At 69.9% G+C, this 24,766-nt stretch carries 22 protein-coding genes and 7 tRNA genes; 16 read left to right on the top strand and 13 right to left on the bottom strand.

All coding sequences use genetic code 11. From position 1 onward, the window contains the following. The first annotated feature begins 40 nt into the window (after window positions 1-40). Window positions 41-940 carry a phosphoribosylaminoimidazolesuccinocarboxamide synthase gene (locus AC07AW_RS35310; RefSeq protein ID WP_478819558.1) on the top strand — a complete coding sequence of 300 codons (900 nt, stop codon included), beginning with the start codon at window positions 41-43 and terminating at the stop codon, window positions 938-940. Between the two features lie 43 nt (window positions 941-983). Here AC07AW_RS35310 and AC07AW_RS35305 read toward each other — a convergent pair. The 4 genes from AC07AW_RS35305 to AC07AW_RS35290 form a co-directional block, all read right to left on the bottom strand. Next, a tRNA-Gly gene (locus tag AC07AW_RS35305) sits at window positions 984-1,059 on the bottom strand. 133 nt (window positions 1,060-1,192) lie between these two features. Continuing rightward, window positions 1,193-1,265: transfer RNA gene (locus tag AC07AW_RS35300), tRNA-Gly, on the bottom strand. 84 nt (window positions 1,266-1,349) lie between these two features. Then, a tRNA-Gly gene (locus tag AC07AW_RS35295) sits at window positions 1,350-1,421 on the bottom strand. A gap of 135 nt (window positions 1,422-1,556) precedes the next feature. Continuing rightward, window positions 1,557-1,898 (bottom strand): histone-like nucleoid-structuring protein Lsr2, encoded by a 342-nt coding sequence (locus AC07AW_RS35290; RefSeq protein WP_478819557.1) that lies wholly within the window; start codon window positions 1,896-1,898, stop codon window positions 1,557-1,559. A 365-nt stretch (window positions 1,899-2,263) separates the two neighbouring features. On the opposite strand from AC07AW_RS35290, the gene purS reads away from it, so the two are divergent. The 3 genes from purS to purL are packed head-to-tail and all read left to right on the top strand — an operon-like array spanning window position 2,264 to window position 5,435. Continuing rightward, entirely contained in the window at window positions 2,264-2,509 is a 246-nt protein-coding gene (gene purS, locus AC07AW_RS35285) for a phosphoribosylformylglycinamidine synthase subunit PurS (protein WP_017240564.1), read from the top strand. Then, window positions 2,506-3,186 (top strand): phosphoribosylformylglycinamidine synthase subunit PurQ, encoded by a 681-nt coding sequence (purQ, locus tag AC07AW_RS35280; protein ID WP_478819556.1) that lies wholly within the window; start codon window positions 2,506-2,508, stop codon window positions 3,184-3,186. The genes purS and purQ overlap by 4 nt, the downstream gene beginning before the upstream one ends. Continuing rightward, window positions 3,186-5,435, top strand: a complete 2,250-nt coding sequence (gene purL, locus AC07AW_RS35275) for a phosphoribosylformylglycinamidine synthase subunit PurL (RefSeq protein ID WP_478819555.1) — start codon at window positions 3,186-3,188, stop codon at window positions 5,433-5,435. The genes purQ and purL overlap by 1 nt, the downstream gene beginning before the upstream one ends. Window positions 5,436-5,506: 71 nt before the next feature. Here the strand turns inward: purL and AC07AW_RS35270 are convergent, their stop codons facing one another. Then, window positions 5,507-5,914: a nuclear transport factor 2 family protein gene (locus tag AC07AW_RS35270; protein WP_478819554.1), complete on the bottom strand. Its 408-nt coding sequence runs from the start codon at window positions 5,912-5,914 to the stop codon at window positions 5,507-5,509. A 66-nt stretch (window positions 5,915-5,980) separates the two neighbouring features. On the opposite strand from AC07AW_RS35270, the gene AC07AW_RS35265 reads away from it, so the two are divergent. From AC07AW_RS35265 to purM, 4 genes are all read left to right on the top strand, one after another. Next, window positions 5,981-6,769 (top strand): maleylpyruvate isomerase family mycothiol-dependent enzyme, encoded by a 789-nt coding sequence (locus AC07AW_RS35265; RefSeq protein ID WP_478819553.1) that lies wholly within the window; start codon window positions 5,981-5,983, stop codon window positions 6,767-6,769. Between the two features lie 39 nt (window positions 6,770-6,808). After that, window positions 6,809-7,615, top strand: coding sequence for an META domain-containing protein (locus AC07AW_RS35260; protein WP_478819552.1), 807 nt, complete (start codon window positions 6,809-6,811; stop codon window positions 7,613-7,615). Window positions 7,616-7,831: 216 nt separating this feature from the next. Further along, window positions 7,832-9,358, top strand: a complete 1,527-nt coding sequence (gene purF, locus AC07AW_RS35255) for an amidophosphoribosyltransferase (RefSeq protein ID WP_116159817.1) — start codon at window positions 7,832-7,834, stop codon at window positions 9,356-9,358. A gap of 74 nt (window positions 9,359-9,432) precedes the next feature. Further along, the gene (gene purM, locus AC07AW_RS35250) at window positions 9,433-10,500 is read left to right on the top strand and encodes a phosphoribosylformylglycinamidine cyclo-ligase (RefSeq protein ID WP_478819551.1); all 1,068 of its coding nucleotides are present in this window, start codon (window positions 9,433-9,435) and stop codon (window positions 10,498-10,500) included. A gap of 156 nt (window positions 10,501-10,656) precedes the next feature. On the opposite strand, the gene AC07AW_RS35245 is transcribed toward purM, so the two are convergent. Continuing rightward, complete coding sequence (locus AC07AW_RS35245; RefSeq protein ID WP_225804330.1) at window positions 10,657-10,911, bottom strand: DUF3073 domain-containing protein; 255 nt, start codon at window positions 10,909-10,911, stop codon at window positions 10,657-10,659. Between the two features lie 289 nt (window positions 10,912-11,200). Beyond that, a complete protein-coding gene (locus AC07AW_RS35240) occupies window positions 11,201-12,292 on the bottom strand; it encodes a Leu/Phe/Val dehydrogenase (protein ID WP_478819550.1) in 1,092 nt (363 codons plus the stop codon). A gap of 155 nt (window positions 12,293-12,447) precedes the next feature. Here AC07AW_RS35240 and AC07AW_RS35235 point away from each other — a divergent pair, with 155 nt between their 5' ends. Together AC07AW_RS35235 and bldC are read left to right on the top strand one after the other, a co-directional pair. Further along, window positions 12,448-13,308 (top strand): DUF8083 family protein, encoded by an 861-nt coding sequence (locus AC07AW_RS35235; RefSeq protein ID WP_478819549.1) that lies wholly within the window; start codon window positions 12,448-12,450, stop codon window positions 13,306-13,308. Window positions 13,309-13,867: 559 nt separating this feature from the next. After that, complete coding sequence (bldC, locus tag AC07AW_RS35230; RefSeq protein ID WP_003949541.1) at window positions 13,868-14,074, top strand: developmental transcriptional regulator BldC; 207 nt, start codon at window positions 13,868-13,870, stop codon at window positions 14,072-14,074. Between the two features lie 341 nt (window positions 14,075-14,415). On the opposite strand, the gene AC07AW_RS35225 is transcribed toward bldC, so the two are convergent. From AC07AW_RS35225 to hrpA, 3 genes are all read right to left on the bottom strand, one after another. Beyond that, window positions 14,416-14,616 (bottom strand): DUF6274 family protein, encoded by a 201-nt coding sequence (locus AC07AW_RS35225; RefSeq protein ID WP_478819548.1) that lies wholly within the window; start codon window positions 14,614-14,616, stop codon window positions 14,416-14,418. Between the two features lie 126 nt (window positions 14,617-14,742). Next, a tRNA-Asp gene (locus AC07AW_RS35220) sits at window positions 14,743-14,816 on the bottom strand. 98 nt (window positions 14,817-14,914) lie between these two features. After that, the gene (gene hrpA / locus AC07AW_RS35215; protein ID WP_478819547.1) at window positions 14,915-18,883 is read right to left on the bottom strand and encodes an ATP-dependent RNA helicase HrpA; all 3,969 of its coding nucleotides are present in this window, start codon (window positions 18,881-18,883) and stop codon (window positions 14,915-14,917) included. Between the two features lie 124 nt (window positions 18,884-19,007). On the opposite strand from hrpA, the gene AC07AW_RS35210 reads away from it, so the two are divergent. From AC07AW_RS35210 to AC07AW_RS35200, 3 genes are read left to right on the top strand one after another with little or no spacing between them, the layout of a single operon-like run. Continuing rightward, complete coding sequence (locus AC07AW_RS35210; protein WP_478819546.1) at window positions 19,008-19,358, top strand: hypothetical protein; 351 nt, start codon at window positions 19,008-19,010, stop codon at window positions 19,356-19,358. Between the two features lie 56 nt (window positions 19,359-19,414). Beyond that, window positions 19,415-20,143: a DsbA family protein gene (locus AC07AW_RS35205; protein WP_478819545.1), complete on the top strand. Its 729-nt coding sequence runs from the start codon at window positions 19,415-19,417 to the stop codon at window positions 20,141-20,143. Next, window positions 20,140-20,964, top strand: coding sequence for a cytochrome c biogenesis CcdA family protein (locus AC07AW_RS35200; protein WP_478819544.1), 825 nt, complete (start codon window positions 20,140-20,142; stop codon window positions 20,962-20,964). The genes AC07AW_RS35205 and AC07AW_RS35200 overlap by 4 nt, the downstream gene beginning before the upstream one ends. Before the next feature lie 109 nt (window positions 20,965-21,073). Here the strand turns inward: AC07AW_RS35200 and AC07AW_RS35195 are convergent. From AC07AW_RS35195 to AC07AW_RS35185, 3 genes are all read right to left on the bottom strand, one after another. After that, window positions 21,074-21,147 (bottom strand) — tRNA-Phe (locus AC07AW_RS35195). A gap of 22 nt (window positions 21,148-21,169) precedes the next feature. Further along, window positions 21,170-21,243: transfer RNA gene (locus tag AC07AW_RS35190), tRNA-Asp, on the bottom strand. Between the two features lie 41 nt (window positions 21,244-21,284). Beyond that, window positions 21,285-21,357: transfer RNA gene (locus AC07AW_RS35185), tRNA-Glu, on the bottom strand. A 104-nt stretch (window positions 21,358-21,461) separates the two neighbouring features. Between AC07AW_RS35185 and AC07AW_RS35180 the strand changes: the two genes are divergently transcribed. The 3 genes from AC07AW_RS35180 to AC07AW_RS35170 all read left to right on the top strand — a co-directional run. After that, window positions 21,462-21,812, top strand: a complete 351-nt coding sequence (locus AC07AW_RS35180; protein ID WP_369145485.1) for a metallopeptidase family protein — start codon at window positions 21,462-21,464, stop codon at window positions 21,810-21,812. 96 nt (window positions 21,813-21,908) lie between these two features. Beyond that, a complete protein-coding gene (locus AC07AW_RS35175) occupies window positions 21,909-22,592 on the top strand; it encodes a hypothetical protein (protein ID WP_478819543.1) in 684 nt (227 codons plus the stop codon). Window positions 22,593-22,789: 197 nt separating this feature from the next. Next, window positions 22,790-24,766 (top strand): DEAD/DEAH box helicase (locus AC07AW_RS35170; RefSeq protein ID WP_478819542.1); only part of this gene is annotated, 1,977 nt, incomplete at its 3' end.

Below are 24,766 nucleotides of genomic sequence, written 5' to 3'. Positions count from 1 at the left end.
GAATCGGACTCGCTCCTGGATCAACCTACGCGGAGGAACCGTGTCCGGATTCGTAGAAAAGCCCGAGCCCGTCCAGGTCCCGGGCCTGACCCATCTCCACACGGGCAAAGTGCGCGAGCTGTACCGGAACGAGGCCGGTGACCTCGTCATGGTGGCGAGCGACCGCATGTCCGCGTACGACTGGGTGCTGCCCACCGAGATCCCCGACAAGGGGCGGGTCCTCACCCGGCTCTCCCTGTGGTGGTTCGACCAGCTCGCCGACATCGTCCCGAACCACGTGCTGTCCACCGAGCTGCCGGCCGGCGCCCCCGCCGACTGGGAGGGCCGCACGACCATCTGCAAGTCGCTGAACATGGTCCCGGTCGAGTGCGTCGCCCGCGGCTACCTCACCGGATCCGGCCTCCTCGAGTACAACGAGTCCCGCACGGTCTGCGGCCTCGCGCTCCCCGAGGGCCTGAGCGACGGCTCCGAGCTGCCCGCGCCGATCTTCACCCCGGCGACGAAGGCCGCGGTCGGCGACCACGACGAGAACGTGTCGTACGAGGAGGTCGCCCGCCAGGTCGGCTCCGAGACCGCCGCCCTGCTGCGCCAGACGACCCTCGCCGTGTACGGCCGGGCCCGGGACATCGCCCGCGACCGGGGCATCATCCTCGCCGACACCAAGTTCGAGTTCGGCTTCGAGGGCGACCGCCTGATCCTCGCCGACGAGGTCCTCACCCCGGACTCGTCCCGCTTCTGGCCGGCCGACCAGTGGCAGCCGGGCCGCGCCCAGCCCTCGTACGACAAGCAGTTCGTACGGGACTGGCTGACGTCCCCGGCCTCCGGCTGGGACCGCAAGAGCGAGCAGCCGCCGCCGGCCCTGCCGCAGGAGGTCGTGGACGCGACCCGCGCCAAGTACATCGAGGCGTTCGAGCTCCTGACCGGCCAGGCCTGGTCCTAGGGAACGAGAAAGCCCCCGGTCGATTCGACCGGGGGCTTCTTCATGGAGCGGACGACGAGATTCGAACTCGCGACCCTCACCTTGGCAAGGTGATGCTCTACCAACTGAGCCACGTCCGCATGCGCCGTAGCGCGCTGCTAACTATACCCAACCTCGACGGTGCTCGTGACATACCGCCGTGTGGGGCCCTTCACACTCCCCGGGAACACGACAAAGGCCCCGGTTCCTGAGAACCGGGGCCTTTGATCCCTGAGCGGACGACGAGATTCGAACTCGCGACCCTCACCTTGGCAAGGTGATGCTCTACCAACTGAGCCACGTCCGCATTGCTACCGGTCAGCTTTCGCTGCTCGGTGCGAGCACCACTCTACCTGATCCACCGGAGTGGTCGGTAACGCGTTTCTCGCAGAGCGGGTGACAGGGATTGCACACTGCGCCTTCCCCCTGGAAGGGGGCTGTTCTGCTACTGAACTACACCCGCACGCTGCTGGGGACTTGGCTTTTTCGGCCTCGCCCCTCGGCGTGATCCAGACTCTAGCCGATCAGAGGGGGTGCAATGCAAATCGGCTCCGGCCGAGCCTCCCCGGCCGGGCCCGCTCTCCTGTTCGGCCCCCGCTCAGCTCGCCTCGCGGAAGGCCTCGTAGACGCGCTTCGGGATCCGGCCGCGGGCGGGGACGTCCATCTTGTTGGACTGGGCCCAGGCGCGGACCGCCGCCGGATCGGGGGCGAGGGCGGTGTGGGTGTACGAGTCGGCCGAGGCGCTCCGGCGGGCCGCCGCCCTGGCCGGCAGCTTGCGCCCGGCGGCGAGGTAGGGCGCGAGGGCCTTGCGGAGTTTCTTTGCATTGGCAGCATTCAGGTCGATCTCGTACATCTTCCCGTCGAGGCCGAACGCGACCGTTTCAGCCGCTTCTCCGCCGTCGATGTCGTCGGAGAGAGTGACCACCACACGCTGAGCCACGGATATCGGTCCTTTCCTGCGGCCGCCGAGGTCGACGGAGCGCTTGTGGCGCCCCTGACGTGCGACGATGCCGACCGTACGGCTGTGCCGGGACAATGCTGCTTTCTTCTGGATTCCTTTGTACAGCGGCAGGCGTCGCATTGTGAAGCCCTGTCAATTGTTTCAGCGTGTCCCGGTGTAATGCGGTCCGCAATATTTCACTCGAATTTTGTGTGGAGTGCGTGCCGGGCGCGTGGAAGGTGTTCGTGTGACGCACACCGCTCTGAACCGGGCTTTTGTAGGATCCTTCAGATCTCTACCCGCGTAGAATTTGGAGGCAGGTACGCTGAGGGAACCGCCCACGCAACACACCACCGGGAGTGCCAGTGGCACGCGTCGTAGTCGACGTCATGCTCAAGCCGGAGATCCTCGACCCGCAGGGACAGGCGGTGCAGCGTGCACTGCCTCGCCTCGGGTTCGCCGGAATCGCCGACGTCCGTCAGGGGAAGCGCTTCGAGCTGGAGGTGGAGGGACCGGTCGACGACGCCGCCCTCGCCCGCATCCATGAGATGGCCGAAACCTTCCTTGCCAACACCGTGATCGAAGACTTCATCGTGAAGGTGGAGTCGTGACCGCACGCATCGGCGTCGTCACGTTCCCCGGAACGCTCGACGACCAGGACGCGCTGCGTGCCGCCCGCCTCGCGGGCGCCGAGCCCGTCTCGCTCTGGCACCGCGACAAGGACCTCAAGCAGGTCGACGCCGTGGTCCTGGCCGGCGGCTTCTCCTACGGCGACTACCTGCGGGCCGGAGCCATCTCCCGCTTCTCGCCGGTGATGGAGACGATCATCGAGCAGGCGAAGGCGGGCATGCCCGTCCTCGGCATCTGCAACGGCTTCCAGATCCTCACCGAGGCCCATCTGCTGCCGGGCGCGATGCTGCGCAACAACCACCTCCACTTCATCTGCCGCGACCAGAAGCTGCGGGTGGAGAACGCGGAGACCGCCTGGACCTCGGACTACACCGAGGGCCAGGAGATCGAGGTCCCGCTCAAGAACATGGACGGCCGGTACGTCGCCGACGAGCACACGCTCGACGAGCTGGAGGCCGAGGGGCGGGTCGCCTTCCGCTACCTGGACGTCAACCCCAACGGCTCGCTGCGCGACATCGCGGGCATCACCAACGCCGCGGGCAACGTGGTCGGCCTCATGCCGCACCCGGAGCACGCCGTCGAACCGCTTGTCGGCACCGGCAAGACCGACGGTCTCGGTTTCTTCACCTCGATCCTCAAGAAGCTGGTCAACGCCTGATGAGCCTCGACACCGTCAAGCACGCGAGCGAGACGCCGGACAGCGAGCAGCCCTGGAAGGAGCTCGGCCTCAAGGAGGACGAGTACGCGCGCATCCGCGAGATCCTCGGCCGCCGGCCCACCGGCGCCGAGCTCGCCATGTACTCGGTCATGTGGTCCGAGCACTGCTCCTACAAGAGCAGCAAGGTCCACCTGAAGCAGTTCGGCGAGAAGGTCCCCGAGAACGACGCCATGCTCGTCGGCATCGGTGAGAACGCCGGCGTCGTCGACGTCGGCCAGGGGTACGCGGTCACCTTCAAGGTCGAGTCGCACAACCACCCCTCGTACATCGAGCCCTACCAGGGCGCGGCCACCGGCGTCGGCGGCATCGTCCGCGACATCCTCGCCATGGGTGCCCGTCCGGTCGCGGTCGTCGACCCGCTGCGCTTCGGCGCGGCCGACCACCCCGACACCAAGCGCGTGCTGCCCGGTGTCGTCGCCGGCATCGGCGGCTACGGCAACTGCCTCGGCCTGCCCAACATCGGTGGCGAGGTCGTCTTCGACTCCTGCTACCAGGGCAACCCGCTCGTCAACGCCGGCTGCATCGGCGTGATGAAGCACGAGGACATCCACCTCGCCAAGGCCTCCGGCCCCGGCAACAAGGTCATCCTGTACGGCGCCCGCACGGGTGGCGACGGCATCGGCGGCGTCTCGGTCCTCGCGTCCGAGACCTTCGACGACACCAAGCCCACCAAGCGCCCCGCCGTCCAGGTCGGTGACCCCTTCCAGGAGAAGCTCCTCATCGAGTGCACCCTGGAGATCTTCAAGGAGAAGCTCGTCGCGGGCATCCAGGACCTCGGCGGCGCCGGGCTCTCCTGCGCCACGTCCGAGCTGGCCTCCGCGGGCTCCGGCGGCATGCGGGTCGACCTGGAGAAGGTCCACCTGCGCGACGCCACGCTCTCGCCCGAGGAAATCCTCATGAGCGAGTCGCAGGAGCGCATGTGCGCGATCGTCGAGCCGCAGCACGTCGACCGCTTCCTGGAGATCTGCGAGAAGTGGGACGTCATCGCCGTCGTCATCGGTGAGGTGACCGAGGGCGAGCGTCTGGAGATCTTCTGGCACGGCGAGCAGATCGTCGACGTGCCGCCGCGCTCCGTCGCCCACGAGGGCCCGACCTACCACCGGCCGTTCGCGCGTCCGGACTGGCAGGACGCCCTCCAGGCCGACGACGCCGGCAAGCTGCCCCGGCCGCAGAACGGCGCCGAGCTGAAGGACCAGGTCCTCAAGCTCGTCTCCTCCCCGAACCAGGCCTCGAAGTCCTGGATCACGGACCAGTACGACCGGTTCGTGCAGGGCAACACGGTCCTGGCGCAGCCCGAGGACGCGGGCATGGTCCGTATCGACGAGGAGACCAACCTCGGCGTGGCCATGGCGACCGACGGCAACGGCCGGTACGCCAAGCTCGACCCGTACACGGGCGCGCAGCTCGCGCTGGCGGAGGCGTACCGCAACGTCGCCGCCTCCGGTGCGAAGCCCCTCGCGATCTCGGACTGCCTGAACTTCGGTTCGCCCGAGGACCCGGCCGTGATGTGGCAGTTCGCCGAGGCCACCCGTGGTCTCGCGGACGGCTGCCTCCAGCTCGGCACCCCGGTGACGGGTGGCAACGTCTCCCTCTACAACCAGACCGGTGAGGTCGCCATCCACCCGACGCCCGTCGTGGCCGTCCTCGGTGTGATCGACGACGTCAACCGCCGTACGCCGATCGCCTTCGCGGAAGAGGGCCAGCTCCTCTACCTGCTCGGCGACACGCGCGAGGAGTTCGGCGGCTCGGCCTGGTCCGAGGTCATCCACCAGCACCTCGGCGGTCTGCCGCCGGCCGTGGACCTCGACCGGGAGAAGCTGCTCGGCGAGATCCTGATCTCGGCCTCGCGCGACGGCATGATCGACGCGGCGCACGACCTGTCCGACGGCGGTCTCGTGCAGGCGGTCGTCGAGTCCTGCCTGCGCGGCGGGAACGGCGCGCGTCTGGTCGTCCCCGAGGGCCTGGACGCCTTCACGTTCCTCTTCAGCGAGTCGGCGGGCCGTGCGGTCGTCGCCGTCCCGCGCAGCGAGGAGCTCCGCTTCACCGACATGTGCGGTGCGCGGGGTCTGCCGGCGACCCGGATCGGCGTCGTCGACGGTGACGCGGTGGACGTGCAGGGCGAGTTCGCGCTCTCCCTGACGGAGCTGCGCGAGGCGCACGAGGCGACGATCCCGGGCCTGCTGGCCTGATCGTCCGTACCGGAACGAGCCCCCGCCCTCACCCGGGCGGGGGCTCGACGCCTTTTTCAGGCCTGGGATTCTCAGGCCTGGGAGTAGAAGGCGTCGAGTTCGGTGATGTCCTCGACGCACTCGTCGACGTCCGAGACCTTGCCCCCGATGATGGTGAAGAACATGGCGCCCCTCATCTCGATCCCGCGATCGCCGTGTTCGGCGTAGAACTTGTGGGACGAGATCACATGGCCACGGCCGTCGGGGTAGATGCCCTCGAGCTCGACGCGCATGCTGCCGCCGGTGTACTCGAACATCTCGCCGAACATGGCCAGGACGTTGTCCCGGCCCTTGAAGTGCCCGCCGAACCGGGTGGTGCCGGGTGCGTGGTGGGTGCAGTCGCTGGTCATGGTGGCGGCGAGTGCCTCCATGTCACCCTTGCTGAACGCTTCGTAGCCCCGGCGCACGAGTGCGGCATCGGGGTGCTCGTGATGGGTCATGGTCCCGTCACTGCCTTTCGCGAGGGGAGTTCCCCCTCCCTCCAGTCTCGGCGCTAGCCTCGGGCCATGCCACCCGCCAAGAAGCGTCCCCGCACGTACGACTCCGCCAAGATCCGGGCCGCCGTGCTCGCCCAGTTCGGGCACGTACGGGAGGCGGTCGCCGCGCTCACGCCCGAGCAGCTGGACGGGCCGACCCGGCTGGGGGAGTGGACCGTACGGGACCTGGCGGCGCACTTCACGATGGTGCTCGGCTCCCTGGTCCGGAAGCTCGCGGAGCCGGAGCCGGAGCGGCGGGAACTCGCCCTGGCCGACTGGCCCCTGGCCACGGCGACGGCGGCGGCGAGCATCGACGAGGACACCCGGGCGATCGACACGGGTGACCTGCCGGCGCTGTACGAGCGGACCCTCGCGCGGTACGAGGAGGCGATCGCGGGCGTCTCCGACGAGCGGCTCGTCCCGAGCCGCTTCGGCGCGATGCGGCTCGGGGACTTCCTGGTGACCCGCACCGTCGAACTCGTCGTCCACACCGACGACCTCAACGCGGCAACCGGCGCGGACGTCCCGTACGACCGCCAGGCCCTCGCCGCCTGCACCCGGCTCCTCGCCGACACGCTCGCGGTGAAGGCCCCGGGCGGGGCGGTGGAGGTGCGGGTCCCGCCGTACGCGGTGGTGCAGTGCGTGGAGGGCCCCCGGCACACCCGGGGCACCCCGCCGAACGTGGTGGAGACGGACCCGCTGACCTGGATCCGGCTCGCGACGGGCCGTACGGACTGGGCGGCGGAGCTGGACGCGGCGCACGTCAGCGCGAGCGGGGAGCGCGCCGACCTGAAGGACCTGCTGCCCCTGATGGGGTGACCGGCGGAACCGTACGGCAGGGCCGTCCGTCCCACCGGCATGCCGAAGCCACGCGCACTCGTCGTCCTGGTCCCCCTCCTTCTGCTCACCGCCTGCGGTACGGAAGGAGGGGCGGGGAGCGGCGCGGGCGCGGGAGAGCCCGACCTGCCGGTCGCCGGCACGCAGTGGACGGTCGACGCCGTCACGGTCGACGGCCGCAGGTCGGCCGCGCCCGACGGCGCGCGCGTCGACTTCGAGGACGGCCGGGCCCGGGGGAACACCGGCTGCAACACCTTCGGCGCCGGTGTGGTGCTCAAGGGCGACACGCTCACCGTCTCCCCGGACGAGGTGACCGAGATCGGCTGCCCCGGCGACCGGGAGCGCTTCGAGAAGGAGCTCCTGAAGGCCTTCTCCGGCCCGTTGAAGGGGACGCTGAAGGGCGACGACCTGCGGCTGGCCTCGTCCGACGGGCGCAACGTCCTGGAGCTGACCGCCGAGCGGGCCGTCCCGCTGCGCGGCACCACCTGGAAGGTCGACGGGCTGGTCTCGAAGGAGACGGCGTCCTCCCTGCCCGCCGGCAGCGGTGACAAGGCGCGGTTCGTCCTCGGCGCCGACGGCCGGGTCACCGGCAACCTCGGCTGCAACAACTTCTCCGCGACCGCCCGCCTCGACGAGAAGGCCCGGACCCTCACCGTCGAGGGCCCGGCGGCGACGACCCGGATGATGTGCACGCCCCCGCAGATGAAGCTGGAGACGCGGCTGTACGAGCTCCTCGACGGCCCGCTCACCTATCGGCTGAACCACCGAACCCTGACCCTCACCGACGCCTCCGGGGAGGGCCTCACGGCGACCGTGGCCGCCCGCTGAGCGGACGTGGACTGCGGCGTCCGTCACATCGCAGGACCGCCCCGGGCCTGGTACGAGCGTCCGCTCGTCGGGGCCCGGGGGTCGGAATCCCTTACCCCGCCTGCTTTGTAGCCCTCTCCAAGCCGGAGTTGATCATTTTGTGCGATCGCACGAGGGCCGCCACCTCCACATTTCCTCAATTCGGACCAGTGGTCGAGCCCGTCTACACTCGGAAACGTGCCACGCGGAGACGGTCGACTCAATCACGATCTGCTCCCCGGTGAGAAAGGCCCCCAGGACGCTTGTGGCGTCTTCGGTGTCTGGGCTCCGGGTGAAGAGGTCGCAAAGCTCACGTACTTCGGGCTCTACGCCCTCCAGCATCGGGGCCAGGAATCCGCGGGAATCGCGGTAAGCAATGGCTCCCAGATCCTCGTCTTCAAGGACATGGGACTCGTCTCCCAGGTCTTCGACGAGACTTCTCTCGGTTCCCTCCAGGGTCATATCGCGGTCGGTCACGCCCGCTACTCGACCACCGGGGCCTCCACATGGGAGAACGCGCAGCCGACGTTCCGGGCGACCGCCCAGGGCTCGATCGCGCTCGGCCACAACGGCAACCTGGTGAACACGGCGCAGCTCGCCGAGATGGTCGCGGACCTCCCCAAGAAGGAGGGCCGCACCAACCGGGTCGCCGCCACCAACGACACCGACCTGGTCACCGCGCTCCTCGCGGGCCAGGTGGACGAGGACGGCACGCCGCTCACCATCGAGCAGGCGGCCGCGAAGGTTCTCCCCGAGGTCCGGGGCGCCTTCTCCCTCGTCTTCATGGACGAGCACACGCTCTACGCGGCCCGTGACCCGCAGGGCATCCGCCCGCTGGTCCTCGGTCGTCTGGAGCGCGGCTGGGTCGTCGCCTCGGAGTCCGCCGCCCTCGACATCTGCGGCGCCAGCTTCGTCCGCGAGGTCGAGCCGGGCGAGATGATCGCGATCGACGAGAACGGCATCCGTACCTCGCGATTCGCGGAAGCGAAGCCCAAGGGCTGCGTCTTCGAGTACGTGTACCTGGCCCGCCCGGACACCGACATCGCCGGCCGGAACGTGTACCTCTCCCGTGTGGAGATGGGCCGCCGCCTCGCCAAGGAGGCGCCGGTCGAGGCCGACCTGGTGATAGCGACGCCGGAGTCCGGCACCCCGGCCGCCATCGGCTACGCCGAGGCCTCGGGCATCCCCTTCGGCGCCGGCCTGGTGAAGAACGCCTACGTCGGGCGCACCTTCATCCAGCCCTCCCAGACCATCCGCCAGCTGGGCATCCGGCTGAAGCTGAACCCCCTCAAGGAAGTCATCAAGGGGAAGAAGCTCGTGGTCGTCGACGACTCGATCGTCCGCGGCAACACCCAGCGCGCCCTGGTCCGGATGCTCCGCGAGGCCGGTGCGGCCGAGGTCCACATCCGGATCTCCTCTCCGCCGGTCAAGTGGCCCTGCTTCTTCGGCATCGACTTCGCGACCCGTGCGGAGCTGATCGCCAACGGGATGTCGGTCGACGAGATCGGCAAGTCGCTCGGCGCGGACTCGCTCTCGTACATCTCCCTGGAGGGGATGATCGAGGCGACCACGATCCAGAAGCCGAACCTCTGCCGTGCCTGCTTCGACGGCGAGTACCCGATGGAGCTGCCGGACCCCGAGCTGCTCGGCAAGCAGCTCCTGGAGACCGAGCTGGCCGCCGGCCCGGCCGCCACCGCGGCCTCCGACGCGCTCCGTCGCCCGTAAGACCCCCGCCGCCCGCGCCGCGACCCGCGGCGCGGGCGGTACGAGCAGTACGACGACACGAAAGTTCTCACCCCATGACTGAGACCACCGGTGCCTCCTACGCGAGCGCGGGCGTCGACATCGAAGCGGGCGACCGCGCCGTCGAGCTCATGAAGGAGTGGGTGAAGAAGACGCAGCGCCCCGAGGTCCTCGGCGGCCTCGGCGGCTTCGCCGGCCTCTTCGACGCCTCCGCCCTCAAGCGCTACGAGCGTCCGCTGCTCGCCTCGGCGACCGACGGCGTCGGCACGAAGGTCGACATCGCCCGCCAGATGGGCGTGTACGACACGATCGGCCACGACCTGGTCGCGATGGTCATGGACGACATCGTCGTCTGCGGCGCCGAGCCGCTCTTCATGACCGACTACATCTGCGTCGGCAAGGTCCACCCCGAGCGGGTCGCCGCCATCGTCAAGGGCATCGCCGAGGGCTGTGTCCTCGCCGGCTGCGCCCTGGTCGGCGGCGAGACGGCGGAGCACCCGGGCCTCCTCGGCCCGGACGACTTCGACGTCGCCGGCGCCGGCACGGGTGTCGTGGAGTACGACCGGCTGCTCGGCGCGGACCGCATCCGTACGGGGGACGCGGTCATCGCCATGGCGTCCTCGGGCCTTCACTCCAACGGGTACTCGCTCGTCCGGCACGTGGTCTTCGACCGCGCCGGCATGACCCTCGACCAGCAGGTCGAGGAGCTCGGCCGGACGCTCGGCGAGGAGCTCCTGGAGCCCACGAAGATCTACTCGCTGGACTGCCTGGCCCTCACCCGGACCACGGACGTCCACGCCTTCAGCCACATCACGGGCGGCGGCCTCGCCGCCAACCTGGCGCGGGTGATCCCGGACGGGCTGCACGCCACCGTCGACCGCTCGACCTGGACGCCGGGCGCGATCTTCGACCTGGTCGGCAAGGCGGGTCAGGTGGAGCGCCTGGAGCTGGAGAAGACCCTCAACATGGGCGTCGGCATGATGGCCGTCGTCCCGGCCGAGTCCGTGGACGTGGCCCTGGCGACGCTGGAGGACCGCGGGGTCGAGGCCTGGGTCGCGGGCGAGATCACCGAGCGCGGGGCGCACACGAGCGGCGCTGAGCTGGTCGGGACGTATGCACAGTAGAGGCGTCGCGAAGTAAGAGCTGCGGTACGAGGCGGGGCGCTCCTGAGGGGCGCCCCGTCGGCGTATCCGCACCATCCGCACCTGGAAGATCCCGTGTGCGGACAGCACAGAAACCCGGCCGGGTGACCCCGGTCCGGGTTTCGGTGATTCAGAAGGTCAAGCGCGACGCGGGGACGTGCTCGGACCGGACTCGTCGTCCTCGTCCTCGTCGTCCGTGTTGTAGAGATCCGCGTACTGGGCGTACGGGTCGTCTTCCTCGTCGTCGTCCTCGAACGGCTCGCCATTCGGCGGCTGGCTCGAAGTCGAAGCGCCCAGCTCATTGGCCAGACGCGTCAGGTCTGTCCCGCCGCTGCTGTACTTCAGCTGGCGGGCGACCTTGGTCTGCTTGGCCTTTGCCCGGCCGCGCCCCATGGCTCGACCCCCTCGGTGACGGGGCTCGTCGGCCCCAGAGTCTTGACACGCGTTCATGATTCGGAACGGACTCTCGACAGAGAGACCGGTCCGTAGGGCTTCAACGGTACCTGTTTCCGTGGGTCTACGGTACGCCGCGCGCATCACATACCCCGGTACAGAACCTTCGAGGTGCCCTTTCCTCGCTGGTCAATCGCGATTTTAACCTCTTCTTGAGGGCCGACCCGCCGAGGGGCGTGAGCGAAGTCTCGCTGACGCCCCTGTTTTGACGGGCCGGCCCGGGTGAGGCTCAGCCGCGGCGGGCTTCCGCCATCCGCTGCTCGGCGATCCGGTCGGCCGCCGCGGCCGGCGGAATGCCGTCCGCGTTCGCACGTGCGAAGATCTCCAGGGTGGTGTCGAAGATCTTCGTCGCCTTGGCCTTACAGCGGTCGAAGTCGAAGCCGTGCAGCTCGTCGGCGACCTGGATCACGCCACCGGCGTTGACCACGTAGTCGGGCGCGTAGAGGATGCCGCGGTCCGCGAGGTCCTTCTCGACGCCGGGGTGGGCGAGCTGGTTGTTGGCCGCGCCGCAGACGATCCGCGCGGTGAGGACCGGCACGGTCTCGTCGTTCAGGGCGCCGCCCAGCGCGCAGGGGGCGTAGATGTCGAGGCCCTCGATGCGGATCAGGGCGTCGGTGTCGGCGACCACGGTGACCTGCGGGTGCTTGTCGGTGATCCGGCGCACCGACTCCTCGCGCACATCGGTGATCACGACCTCGGCGCCGTCCTCCAGGAGGTGCTCGACGAGGTAGTGGCCGACCTTGCCGACACCCGCGACGCCGACCTTGCGGCCGCGCAGCGTCGGGTCGCCCCACACGGTCTGGGCGGCGGCGCGCATGCCCTGGAAGACGCCGAAGGCGGTGAGGACGGAGGAGTCTCCGGCGCCGCCGTTCTCGGGGGAGCGGCCGGTCGTCCACTGGTTGGTGCGGGCGACGACGTCCATGTCGGCGACGTAGGTGCCGACGTCGCAGGCCGTGACGTACCGGCCGCCGAGGGAGGCGACGAAGCGGCCGTAGGCGAGGAGGAGCTCCTCGCTCTTGATCTGCTCCGGGTCGCCGATGATGACGGCCTTGCCGCCGCCGTGGTCGAGGCCGGCCATGGCGTTCTTGTACGACATGCCGCGGGAGAGGTTGAGCGCGTCGGCGATCGCCTCGGCCTCGGTGGCGTACGGGTAGAAACGGGTGCCGCCGAGGGCGGGGCCCAGGGCGGTGGAGTGGAGGGCGATGACGGCCTTGAGGCCGGTGGCGCGGTCCTGGCAGAGCACGACTTGCTCGTGGCCACCCTGCTCCGAGTGGAACAGAGTGTGCAGTACGTCAGCAGGAACGCCGGTCACATCGGTCACGGTGGTGACTCCCAAGTACGAAGCGGCGGTTGCGGCCCTCCCTACGGGTGGGGGAGGACCAGTTCGGCAAGAGGGTAAGTCCTACCTGGGCGTAGATCGGCCTCAGTGCTGAGGATCACCCCCTCCCGGAGTACCTCCGTGGAAGGATTTGCGACATGTCGGTCGCCTCCACGGTCCCCGTTCCCTACGCGTCCTATCTGCGGGTGTACGAGCCGCTGGCCGCGTTTCCCGAGCCGGAGCGGTCCCACTGGGCCCGGTACGCGCGCCGGCCGAGCACCCCGGGGGCCCAAGAGGAGCTGCGCCGTTCGCTGGCCGATCTGCTGCCGACGCCTCCGGTGCCGGTGCCGGTCCACGAGAGCGGGGAGGCGTTCGTCGCGCAACTGGACGGGGTGGTGGTGATCTGCCCGTGGCGGACCCGGCTGCGCGGCTGGCTGGCCCTGGAGGAGCTGGCGTCCGGCCCGTATCCGGCGCCGGTGCTCGACGCGATGCTGCCGCCGGTGGTGCGGGCGCAGGTGGCGAGCGACTACGAGCGGTGGCTGAGCCGGAACCCGGACGCGCGGCCGTGGATCCGTACGGGGGTCTGGCAGGTCCCGCTGCGCTGGTTCGCGCTCTTCGGGGACGAGGACCGGGAGTACGAGCCGGGAGACCCGGGCAGTACGGAGGCGGGCCGGGCGCCGGTGCTGCGCTACCGGACGACGATGGCGCAGGCGCGGCGGCGGCTGGCGCGGGCGCTGAAGGCGCTGCGGGAGTCGATCGACGAGGGTCCGATGACGGAGGGCCTGGTCGAGGTGGGGCGCTGGCTGGAGGAGTTCCATCCGCGGGCGCTCGTGGAGCTGGACTTCGGTGGTCTGGTGCACGCGATGCCGGCCCGGTGGCTGGCGGAGGACCGGTCGGCGGCGCAGCTGGCGGAGGGGATCGCGGCGCTGCGGGCCGGGGACGGCGAGGCGGCGAGCGCGGTGTACGGGCGGCTCGCGGAGCGCTGGCGGACGGTCAGGGACCTGCGTTTCGCGAACTGACATCAGTCGGACAAGTTCGTCAGGTAGGTATCGACAAGACATGTCCGGCGGGTGTAAATGATCTTGAGGGCCTGGCCGGTTTCCGATGGCCGGGTCTTTCGCACTGATGGGGTGAGGACGTTGGTCCCGATCCGGGCCTTTGGCTCAAGCGTGACGGACAGCACGTAACGCACCCTTGCGCCCATCACCCACCCTCGTGCCAAAATAGGACAAGGAGTCCGGGGAGGGTTCCTTCCGCCCAACTTTGGGCGGAACACTCAGCATTGCACTCTATGGGGGGTCTGAGGACTCCTGATCGCCCTGTGACTGATCGTCACAGCGGTGTGACTGTCCGTTATGGCATGGTCAGTCGACTTCCGCCGCTGATGAACACCTGCGAGGGCAATTCCATCGGTTTGGCCGACGCGGCTGGACGGATGGTGTAGTTGTAGTGCCGAGGACAAGCCGTTCGTCCTATAACCGACTCGACCCGCTTCTGCCATTTCGGGCATGGCGGGTCAAGGTGCAGAATTTAGAGGAAAGAACCGAGATTGGTTCGGTTCTCCCGAGGAGGCCGCTCATGACCGCTCGCACCCCTGATGCCGAGCCGCTGCTGACCCCTGCCGAGGTTGCCACGATGTTCCGCGTGGACCCGAAGACGGTGACCCGTTGGGCCAAGGCCGGCAAGCTCACGTCCATCCGCACCCTGGGTGGGCACCGCCGGTACCGCGAGGCCGAGGTTCGCGCACTGCTGGCGGGTATTCCGCAGCAGCGCAGCGAGGCCTGAGGTCGCGCAGAACCCTGCAGAACCCCGCAACACCCCGTAACACCGGGCCCGTCCGGATCCCCCAATCCGGTCGCCCACCCCTAGTACTGCCGACGGACTCCTGCCCCAACAGGTCTTCGTCAACGATCGCGCTGGACTCCGCCGGGTCCAGCGCGATCTTTTTTGTGCCCCGCGCCACACCCTCTCCAGGGTGGTGCAATTGCACATATTAAATCGGGGTGGTGTAGGGAGGGTGTAAGTGTGGTCGTTTCTGAAACGGTTTCAGTGACACCCGTCACACTGCGGAAGGCTTGCCAAGGAACAGCCTGCCACCTCCGGGATCGCTCCCAACCCGCCGTTGGTCATGGGTCGGTGGGACTTTCGTCCTCGGTGCTCTCCGTCACCTCCGCCGGCTCCTCCGGGTCGGGGAGCTCCATGGCGAGCCTCAGGAGGCGATGGCAGACCACGCAGTGGCGGGTGAGGTGTCCGTACCGCGACGCGGCCGCCAGATGGGCGCGCAGCAGTGCTCGTGTGTCGTGCCGTGCTGTGGACGCCGCGGCCATGCGCGACCACCTCCGGTGTGGGCCCCCGATTCCCTGAAGTCCGGGGTACCGGCGGGCGCGCGGCCCCGTCAAGACACGGGAACACAACGAAGGCCCGCATCTCGCGATGCGGGCCTTCGTGAAAAGCGACTCTGACGGGACTTGAACCCGCGACCTCCACCTTGACAGGGTGGCGAGCTAACCAACTGCTCCACAGAGCCTTGCTCGCAGCCCCTCGTAAGCGGCTGCGAGCAAGACTGTACAGCAGGTCAGGGGGTCTGGTCGAACTCACCGACGGCGAGGTCCCGCTTACGGATCCCTACGGGGCCGCCGCGTCGATCGCCTTCACGATCCGCTTGTCCGAGATCGCGTACGCCGTGCCCAGCGCGTGCGCGAAGTAGCTCACCCGCAGCTCCTCGATCATCCAGCGGATGTCGGTGACCTCGGACGGCACCGGGCGGCCCTTGGGGAGCTGTTCCAGGAGCCAGGCGTACTCGTCCTGCATCTCCTGGACCTTCTCCATCCGGGTGGTGTCCCGCTGGACCCCGGTGGGCATCTGCTGGAGCCGCCGGTCCACCGCCACCAGGTAGCGCATCAGGTCCGGGAGCCGCTTCAGGCCCGTACGGGTGACGAAGCCGGCCGGCATCAGCCAGGCGAGCTGCTCACGTACGTCGGTGAGGTTGTTGATCAGCGCCAGGCTGTTCGTGGACTTCAGCCGGCGCTCGCAGGCCTGCCAGGCCGCCAGGACCTGCTGGACCTGGCTCACGGTGCGGATGGTCAGCTCGACGAGGTCCGCGCGGACCTTGTCGTACAGCTTCCGGAAGGACTCCTCGTCCCACGCCGGGCCGCCGTGGTCCGCGATCAGCCGGTCGGCGGCGGCGGTGGCGCAGTCGTCGAAGAGGGCCTGGATCGAGCCGTGCGGGTTCGACGACAGGGCCAGCTTCTGCTGGTTGGTCAGCTTGTCCGAGGCGAACTTCGCCGGGTTCACCGGGATGTTCAGCATGATCAGCTTCCGGGTGCCCCGCCACATCGCCTGCGCCTGCTCGGCCTCCGAGTCGAAGAGCCGCACGGCCACCGAGTCGCCCTCGTCGACCAGCGCCGGGAACGCCTTGACCGGCTGCCCGGCCCGCCGGGTCTCGAAGACCTTGGTGAGCGTGCCGATCGTCCAGTCCTTGAGGCCCGTGCGCTCCAGGGACGGCCCGGAGCCGTCCGGGCCGCCCGTCGCCGCCGCGGCGGCCTTGGACAGCGCCTGACGGGCCTTGGGGCGCAGCTGCAGCCGCAGCGTCTCCAGGTCCTTGTCCTCGGCGAGCTTCCGGCGCCGCTCGTCGACGATCCGGAAGGTCACCTTGAGGTGCTCGGGGACCTTCGCCCAGTCGAAGTCCTCGGCCGTGACCGGGACGCCGACCATCCGCTGGAGCTCGCGGGCGAGCGCGCCCGTCAGCGGCTCCTGGACGGGGACGACCGTGTCCAGGAAGCGGGTCGCGAAGTTCGGCGCGGGCACGTAGTGGCGCCGGATCGGCTTCGGGAGGGACCGGATCAGCTCGGTGACGACCTCCGCGCGCAGACCCGGGATCTGCCACTCGAAGCCCTCGTCCGTCACCTGGTTGAGCACCTGGAGCGGTACGTGGACGGTCACGCCGTCCGCGTCCGCGCCCGGCTCGAACTGGTACGTCACCCGGAACTTCAGCGCGCCCTGCCGCCAGGAGTCCGGGTAGTCGTCCTTGGTGACCGCCCCGGCCTTCTCGTTGATGAGCATCTCGCGCTCGAAGTCGAGGAACTCCGGCTCCTCGTGGCGCTTGTGCTTCCACCAGGAGTCGAAGTGGGCGCCGGACACGACGTGTTCGGGGACGCGCTTGTCGTAGAAGTCGAAGAGCGTCTCGTCGTCGACGAGGATGTCCCGGCGCCTGGCCCGGTGTTCGAGCTCCTCGACCTCGGTGAGGAGCTTGCGGTTGTCCGCGAAGAACTTGTGGTGGGTGCGCCAGTCGCCCTCGACGAGCGCGTTCCGGATGAACAGGTCGCGGGAGACCTCCGGGTCGATCCGCCCGAAGTTCACCTTGCGGTCGGCGACGATCGGGACGCCGTACAGCGTCACCTTCTCGAAGGCCATCACGGCCGCCTGGTCCTTCTCCCAGTGCGGCTCGCTGTACGTCTTCTTCACCAGGTGCTGCGCGAGCGGCTCGATCCACTCCGGCTCGATCCGGGCGTTGACCCGGGCCCAGAGCCGCGAGGTCTCCACCAGCTCGGCGGACATGACGAACCGCGGGGGCTTCTTGAAGAGCGCGGAACCGGGGAAGATCGCGAACTTGGCGTTCCGCGCGCCCAGGTACTCGTTCCGGGTGCCCTCGCGCTTCGGGTCCCGGCTCTCCTTGTTCTCCTTCACGTCCTTCAGACCGACGTGGGAGAGCAGGCCGGAGAGCAGGGAGACGTGCACGGACTGCTCCGGCGCGTCCTCCTCGTTGAGGTGGATGCCCATCTGCTTCGCGACCGTCCGCAGCTGGGCGTAGATGTCCTGCCACTCCCGGATGCGCAGGAAGTTCAGGTACTCCTGCTTGCACATCCGGCGGAAGGAGCTGGAACCGCGCTCCCTCTGCTGCTCGCGGACGTACCGCCACAGGTTGAGGAAGGCGAGGAAGTCGCTCGTCTCGTCCTTGAACCGGGCGTGCTGCTGATCGGCCTGCGCCTGCTTCTCCGAGGGCCGCTCGCGCGGGTCCTGGATCGACAGCGCGGCCGCGATCACCATGACCTCGCGGACACAGCCGTTCCTGTCGGCCTCCAGGACCATCCGGGCGAGCCGCGGGTCCACGGGCAGCTGGGACAGCTTCCGGCCCTGCTGCGTGAGCCGCTTCTTCGGATCCTTCTCCGTCGGGTCGATCGCGCCGAGCTCCTGGAGGAGCTGCACGCCGTCCCGGATGTTCCGGTGGTCCGGCGGGTCGATGAAGGGGAACTTCTCGATGTCGCCGAGGCCGGCCGCGGTCATCTGGAGGATGACGGAGGCCAGGTTCGTACGGAGGATCTCGGCGTCCGTGAACTCCGGACGGGTGAGGAAGTCGTCCTCGGAGTAGAGGCGGATGCAGATGCCGTCGCTCGTACGGCCGCAGCGGCCCTTGCGCTGGTTGGCGCTGGCCTGGCTGACCGGCTCGATCGGCAGCCGCTGCACCTTGGTCCGGTGCGAGTAGCGGGAGATGCGGGCGGTGCCCGGATCGATCACGTACTTGATGCCGGGGACGGTCAGGGAGGTCTCGGCGACGTTCGTCGCGAGGACGATCCGGCGGCCCGAGTGCGCCTGGAAGACCCGGTGCTGCTCGGCGTGCGAGAGGCGCGCGTACAGCGGGAGGATCTCGGTGTTGAAGAGCTTCTTCTTGAGCAGGGCGTCCGCGGTGTCGCGGATCTCGCGCTCGCCGGAGAGGAAGACCAGGACGTCGCCCGGGCCCTCCTTCTGGAGCTCGTCGACGGCGTCGCAGATCGCGGTGATCTGGTCCCGGTCGGACTCCTCGCTGTCCTCTTCGAGGAGCGGGCGGTAGCGGACCTCGACCGGATACGTACGGCCGCTGACCTCGACGATCGGGGCGTCGCCGAAGTGGCGGGAGAAGCGCTCCGGGTCGATCGTCGCGGAGGTGATCACGACCTTCAGGTCGGGACGCTTCGGGAGCAGCTGGGCCAGATAGCCGAGAAGGAAGTCGATGTTGAGGGACCGCTCGTGGGCCTCGTCGATGATGATCGTGTCGTACGCGCGCAGCTCGCGGTCCGTCTGGATCTCGGCGAGCAGGATGCCGTCCGTCATCAGCTTCACGAAGGTCGCGTCGGGGTTCACCTGGTCCGTGAAGCGGACCTTCCAGCCGACGGCCTCGCCCAGCGGCGTCCGCAGCTCCTCGGCGACGCGCTCGGCGACCGTGCGGGCGGCGATCCGGCGGGGCTGGGTGTGCCCGATCATGCCCCGGACGCCCCGGCCCAGCTCCAGACAGATCTTCGGGATCTGTGTGGTCTTTCCGGAGCCCGTCTCACCGGCGACGATCACGACCTGGTGGTCGCGTATCGCCTCCAGGATCGCGTCCTTCTTCTGCGAGACGGGCAGCTGCTCGGGGTACGTGACCGCGGGCACGCGGGAGGCACGCCCGTCGACGCGCTCCTTGGCCTTGGCCGCCTCGGCGGCGATCTCGTCCAGGACGGCCACGCGGGCCTCGGGCTTGCGGATGCGGCGGGCGCCTTCGAGACGGCGGCCGAGCCGGTGGGAGTCCCGCAGCGAGACCTCGGCCAGGACGGACTGGAGGGCGGCGAAGGAAGTAGACATACGGGATCCAGGATCGCACCTGCGGACGAGAAGCGGCGAACCGATTTACGAGCGGCTTCCCCGGGGCCACGCGCGCGGGGTGCGTACTATTTCGGGCACGCCGACCGGACCGGAGAGGTTTCGCATGTTCTGCACCACCCGCGCGACGGCGGCGTTCGCCGCCTTGCTGGGTCTGGTGCTCGGGCTCCTGGTCTGCGGCGCCTCCTCCAGTACGCCTCCGGGGGCGGCCCCCGTCGTGACGGCCGCCGCCGTGCCCGGCTGCGACCCCGGCCACCCCGTCGACGAAGGGGCCTCGGGCCCCGTCGTACCGCCGCGTGCGCACGGCTTCGCCGAGCTGCTGCCGGCCCTGGCCGCCGACCGGGTGGCCCCCGGGCTCCGGCAGCCGGACCCGGGCGGCCCGGCCGCGTCACCGGGCCGGGAGCCACCCGCGCGCGTACCCCTGTCTCCCGTGGAGCTGAAGGTCCTGAGGGTGTAGACGGACGGTTCGCCTCCGCCGCCCTTCCCTTCTCCCTCCTCCAGGAGCGCTTCCGCATGTCCAAGACCAAGCCGATCATGATCGTCTCCGGGGTGGCGGCCGTCGCCGCGCTGCTCGCTTTCGCCTCGTACACCGCCACCAAGCCCACGTCCCCCGGCGCCTCCGGCTCCTCGTCCGTCGCCGAGGTCTCCGCCGACCCCTCCGCCGGCGTCTACGCCGAACTGGAGGCGTACGCCCGCCGCGACCCCGCCGACAGGCTGGCCCTCGGCCGGGCCGACGCGCCCGTCGTGCTCATCGAGTACGCCGACTTCAAGTGTGGCTACTGCGGGAAGTTCGCCCGCGACACCGAGCCCGCCCTCGTGAAGAAGTACGTCGAGAACGGCACCCTGCGCATCGAGTGGCGGAACTTCCCGATCTTCGGCGAGGAGTCGGAGAACATCGCCCGCGCCTCCTGGGCCGCCGGGCAGCAGGGCCGGTTCTGGGAGTTCCACAAGGCCGCCTACGCCGAGGGGGCCAAGGAGAAGGGCTTCGGCAAGGAGCGGCTGACCGCCCTCGCGAAGGAGGCGGGCGTCCCCGACGCCGCCCGGTTCGCCAAGGACAGCGACAGCGAGGCCGCCCGCGAGGCCGTCCGCGAGGACCAGGAGCAGGGGTACGCGCTCGGCGCCACCTCCACCCCCTCCTTTCTGATCAACGGCCGGCCGATCGCCGGCGCCCAGCCCCTGGAGACCTTCACCGAGGCCATCGAGGCGGCGGCGAAGGCCGCGCCGAAGAAGGCCGGGCAGTGACCTCCGGCATCGGCTACTTCGCCGCCTTCCTCGGCGGCCTCCTCGCCCTGCTCAGCCCGTGCAGCGCCCTGCTCCTGCCCGCCTTCTTCGCGTATTCGATCGACACGCGCGCGAAGCTCGTGGCCAGGACCGGCATCCTCTACGCGGGTCTGGCGACGACCCTCGTCCCGCTCGGCGCGGCCGGCTCCCTCGCGGGCCGGTTCTTCTACGGCCACCGGGACCTGCTCGTCACCGCCGGGGGCTGGCTGATCATCGGGCTCGGCGTCCTCCAGATCCTCGGCCTGGGCTTCACCTCCCGCCGGATCGCCGAGGCGAGCGGCCGCATCCGCCCGACGTCGGCGCTCTCCGTCTACGCCCTCGGCCTGGTCTACGGCCTCGCCGGCTTCTGCGCCGGCCCGATCCTCGGCAGCGTCCTGACGGTGGCGGCGCTGAGCGGCAGCCCGGCGTACGGCGGACTGCTCCTCGCGGTGTACGCGCTCGGCATGGCCGTCCCGCTGTTCGTCCTGGCGCTGCTCTGGGACCGGTACGAGCTGGGCCGGCGGCGCTGGCTGCGGGGCCGCCCGCTCCGTGCCGGCCGCTTCGAGGTCCACTCCACCTCGCTGCTCTCGGGCCTCTTCTTCCTCGCCCTCGGCACCCTGTTCCTGGTCTTCGACGGGACGACCGCGCTGCCGGGCCTGCTGTCGGTGGACGAATCCTTCGCCGTGGAGGAGCGGGTGGCCTCACTGGGCCGCTCGGTGCCGGACTGGGCACTGCTCGTCACGGTCGTGGCGGTGGTGGCGGCGGCGCTCGCGGTGCGGGCGAGGCGGGGCAGGGAGGGCTGACCGTACGGGGGAGGGGCGCGGGCCCCTCCCCCGTACGGCCGCTCCCCGTACGGCCGCCTTTCGGGTGCACGAAAAAGGCCCCGTTCTTTCGAACGGGGCCTTCCTTCTGTGGCTGGGGCCGGGGTCGAACCGGCGACCTATCGCTTTTCAGGCGATCGCTCGTACCAACTGAGCTACCCAGCCACGAGGCCATTGCTGACCTCAGCGATCCTGACGGGACTTGAACCCGCGACCTCCACCTTGACAGGGTGGCGAGCTAACCAACTGCTCCACAGGACCTTGCGTTGTGTGCGATCACTAGTCTCGCACACGGTAATGCGTGCCCCCAACGGGATTCGAACCCGTGCTACCGCCTTGAAAGGGCGGCGTCCTGGGCCACTAGACGATGAGGGCTAGAGGCTCACCTGCGCGCTTTCCAGCGCGTCGGGGACGTGAGAAGCATATGGGATCCCGGCCGCTATCGCCAAAACGGTTTCCGGCGGGGGGAGAATGGGCCCGTGCTGGAGATGACGCGCGAGGAGTTCGAGGAGCTTGTCGCCGAGGCCCTGGACCGGATCCCGCCGGAGCTGACCCGGCTGATGGACAACGTCGCCGTGTTCGTGGAGGACGAGCCCTCCGCGGACGATCCCGAGCTGCTCGGGCTCTACGAGGGGACGCCGCTGACCGAGCGCGGCGAGTGGTACGCCGGGGTGCTGCCCGACCGGATCACCATCTACCGGGGGCCGACGCTGCGGATGTGCGAGTCGCGCGAGGACGTGGTCGCGGAGACCGAGATCACCGTCGTGCACGAGATCGCCCACCACTTCGGCATCGACGACGAGCGGCTGCACGCGCTCGGCTACGGCTGAGGCTCGGCGCGCTTCGCGCGTGTCCCTTGTGGGGCCCCGGGAGTTGGGCAGTGCGACGCGTTCCGTTCCTGCCTGTTGTGTCCTGGAGGTGCCCCCGTGCGCCATTTGCCCACCCCGGTGAGATGGGCCGCCACCGCGCTGGCCGTCGCGGCCTGTGCCGGTCTGAGCGGCTGTATGAGTGTGAGCGACGAGGGGGCGAAGCCGGCGCCCGGCGCGTCCGGGGGGAAGCAGGGCGTGGCGGCCGAGGCCGACGGCGGCGGCAGAGCCCAGGGCGGGGGCGGCGGGTCGTGGAACGGCCGGCCGGGGAAGGGCGGTCCCGCCGCGGCCGGTGCGGGCAAGGAGTCCCCGGTGCCGAGCGGCTCCCCGTCCGGCACGGCGAAGCCCTCGCCGGGCGCCGTCCTGCCGGTGGAGGGCCCGGGCGGGACCGGAGGGCCGTCGAAGCCGCCGCCGGCCGGTGGCGGCCACGAGGTTCCGGGCGGCTCCGGCGGTGGCGGGAACGGCGGCAGCGGGGGCAGTGGCGGCGGGGGGGACAGCGGCGGGAGCGTCGGGGGTGCGGACGGGGGCGGGGCCACGCCCACGCCGCAGCCGACCGCGCCGAGCCCGGAGCCGACGCCCGAGCCGACCTCGAACCCGACGCCCGAGCCGACCCCGGAACCGACCTCGAACCCCACCGATCCGCCGTCGTCCGGCACCGACACCCAGATGGGTGCGATGCGTGCGGCGGACGGGCCGGGAGCGCCCCCGGAGCCGGCGGCATCGCCGCAGGTCGGACCGGTGTGACGTAGTCCGATTTGCTATAGGTGGGGGAGAGTCCGTATGGTGGTAGATCGCTTGATCCTATTGCCCGGCGCCGACACAGAAGAGCGCCGCGTGGCGCGTACTCTCCCTAGCCGTGGCTGACCGCATTGAGGCGGTCGTTTGCGAAATCACGGAGTTGACGGGCGCGTGCCGAGACTCCGGAAGGTTTCGCATTTCGCATGTCCATTTTCAGTTCTGACCACGCCGTCATGCCCGAGAACGACGAGATCGTCGAGGCCGTAGAGGCCACCGAGATCGTCGAGATCGTGGAGATCGAGGCCGACGACACCGCCGAGACGGTCGTCGAGGAGACCGTCTCCGACGAGCCCACCATCACCTTCGGCGACCTCGGTCTCCCCGAGGGCGTCGTGCGCAAGCTCGCGCAGAACGGCGTCACCACCCCCTTCCCGATCCAGGCGGCGACCATCCCGGACGCCCTGGCCGGCAAGGACATCCTCGGCCGCGGCCGCACCGGCTCCGGCAAGACCCTCTCCTTCGGTCTGCCGCTGCTCGCCACCCTGGCGGACGGCCACACCGAGAAGAAGAAGCCCCGCGGCGTCATCCTCACCCCGACCCGTGAGCTCGCGATGCAGGTCGCGGACGCCCTCCAGCCCTACGGCGACGTGCTCGGCCTCAAGATGAAGGTCGTCTGCGGCGGTACGTCCATGGGCAACCAGATCTACGCCCTGGAGCGCGGCGTCGACATCCTCGTCGCCACCCCGGGCCGCCTGCGCGACATCATCAACCGCGGCGCCTGCTCCCTGGAGCAGGTCCAGGTCGCCGTCCTCGACGAGGCCGACCAGATGGCCGACCTGGGCTTCCTGCCCGAGGTCACCGAGCTGCTCGACCAGGTTCCGACCGGTGGCCAGCGTCTTCTCTTCTCCGCCACGCTGGAGAACGAGATCGACACGCTCGTGAAGCGCTACCTCGTCGACCCGATCACGCACGAGGTCGACCCCTCCGCCGGTGCCGTCACCACCATGACCCACCACGTCCTCGTCGTGAAGCCGAAGGACAAGGCCCCGGTCACCGCCGCCATCGCCGCGCGCAAGGGCCGCACGATCATCTTCGTCCGCACCCAGCTGGGCGCCGACCGCATCGCCGAGCAGCTGCGCGACGCCGGTGTGAAGGCCGACGCCCTGCACGGCGGCATGACCCAGGGCGCCCGTACGCGCACCCTGGCCGACTTCAAGGACGGCTACGTCAACGCGCTCGTCGCGACCGACGTCGCCGCCCGAGGCATCCACGTCGACGGCATCGACCTGGTCCTGAACGTGGACCCGGCCGGCGACCACAAGGACTACCTGCACCGCTCGGGCCGCACCGCCCGCGCCGGCCGCTCCGGCGTCGTGGTCTCCCTGGCCCTGCCGCACCAGCGCCGCCAGATCTTCCGCCTGATGGAGGACGCGGGCGTCGACGCCTCGCGTCACATCGTCGGCGGCGCCGGCGCCTTCGACCCGGAGGTCGCCGAGATCACCGGCGCCCGTTCGCTGACCGAGGTCCAGGCCGACTCCGCGAACAACTCGGCCAAGCAGGCCGAGCGCGAGGTCGTCGACCTGACCAAGCAGCTGGAGCGCCTCCAGCGCCGTGCCGTCGAGCTCCGCGAGGAGGCCGACCGCCTGGTGGCCCGTGCCGCCCGCGAGCGCGGCGAGGACCCGGAGGCCGCTGTCGCCGAGGTGACCGAGGCCGCCGAGGCCGAGGTCGCTGCCGCCGCCGTCGAGGCCGAGCGCGCCGCGAAGGCCGAGGAGCGCCGCGAGGAGCGTTCGACCTTCCGCGACGAGCGGGGCAACTTCGAGCGCCGCGACCGCGGTGGCTTCAACCGTGAGGACCGCGGCGACCGTGGCGGCTTCCGCCGGGACAACGACCGTGGCGGCTTCCGTCGCGACAACGACCGTCCCTCGGGCGGCTTCCGTCGTGACGACCGTCCGTCGGGTGGCTTCAACCGTGACGACCGTCCGTCCGGTGGCTTCCGTCGCGACAACGACCGTCCGTCCGGTGGCTTCCGCCGCGACGACCGCCCCTCGGGTGGCTTCAACCGTGACGACCGCGGTGGCGACCGTGGTGGCTTCCGTCGCGACAACGACCGTCCGTCCGGTGGCTTCCGCCGCGACGACCGCCCCTCGGGTGGCTTCAACCGTGACGACCGCGGTGGCGAC

The sequence above is a fragment of the Streptomyces sp. NPDC044003 genome (assembly GCF_056435185.1).
This window is presented reverse-complemented; position numbering and strand designations above follow the sequence as displayed.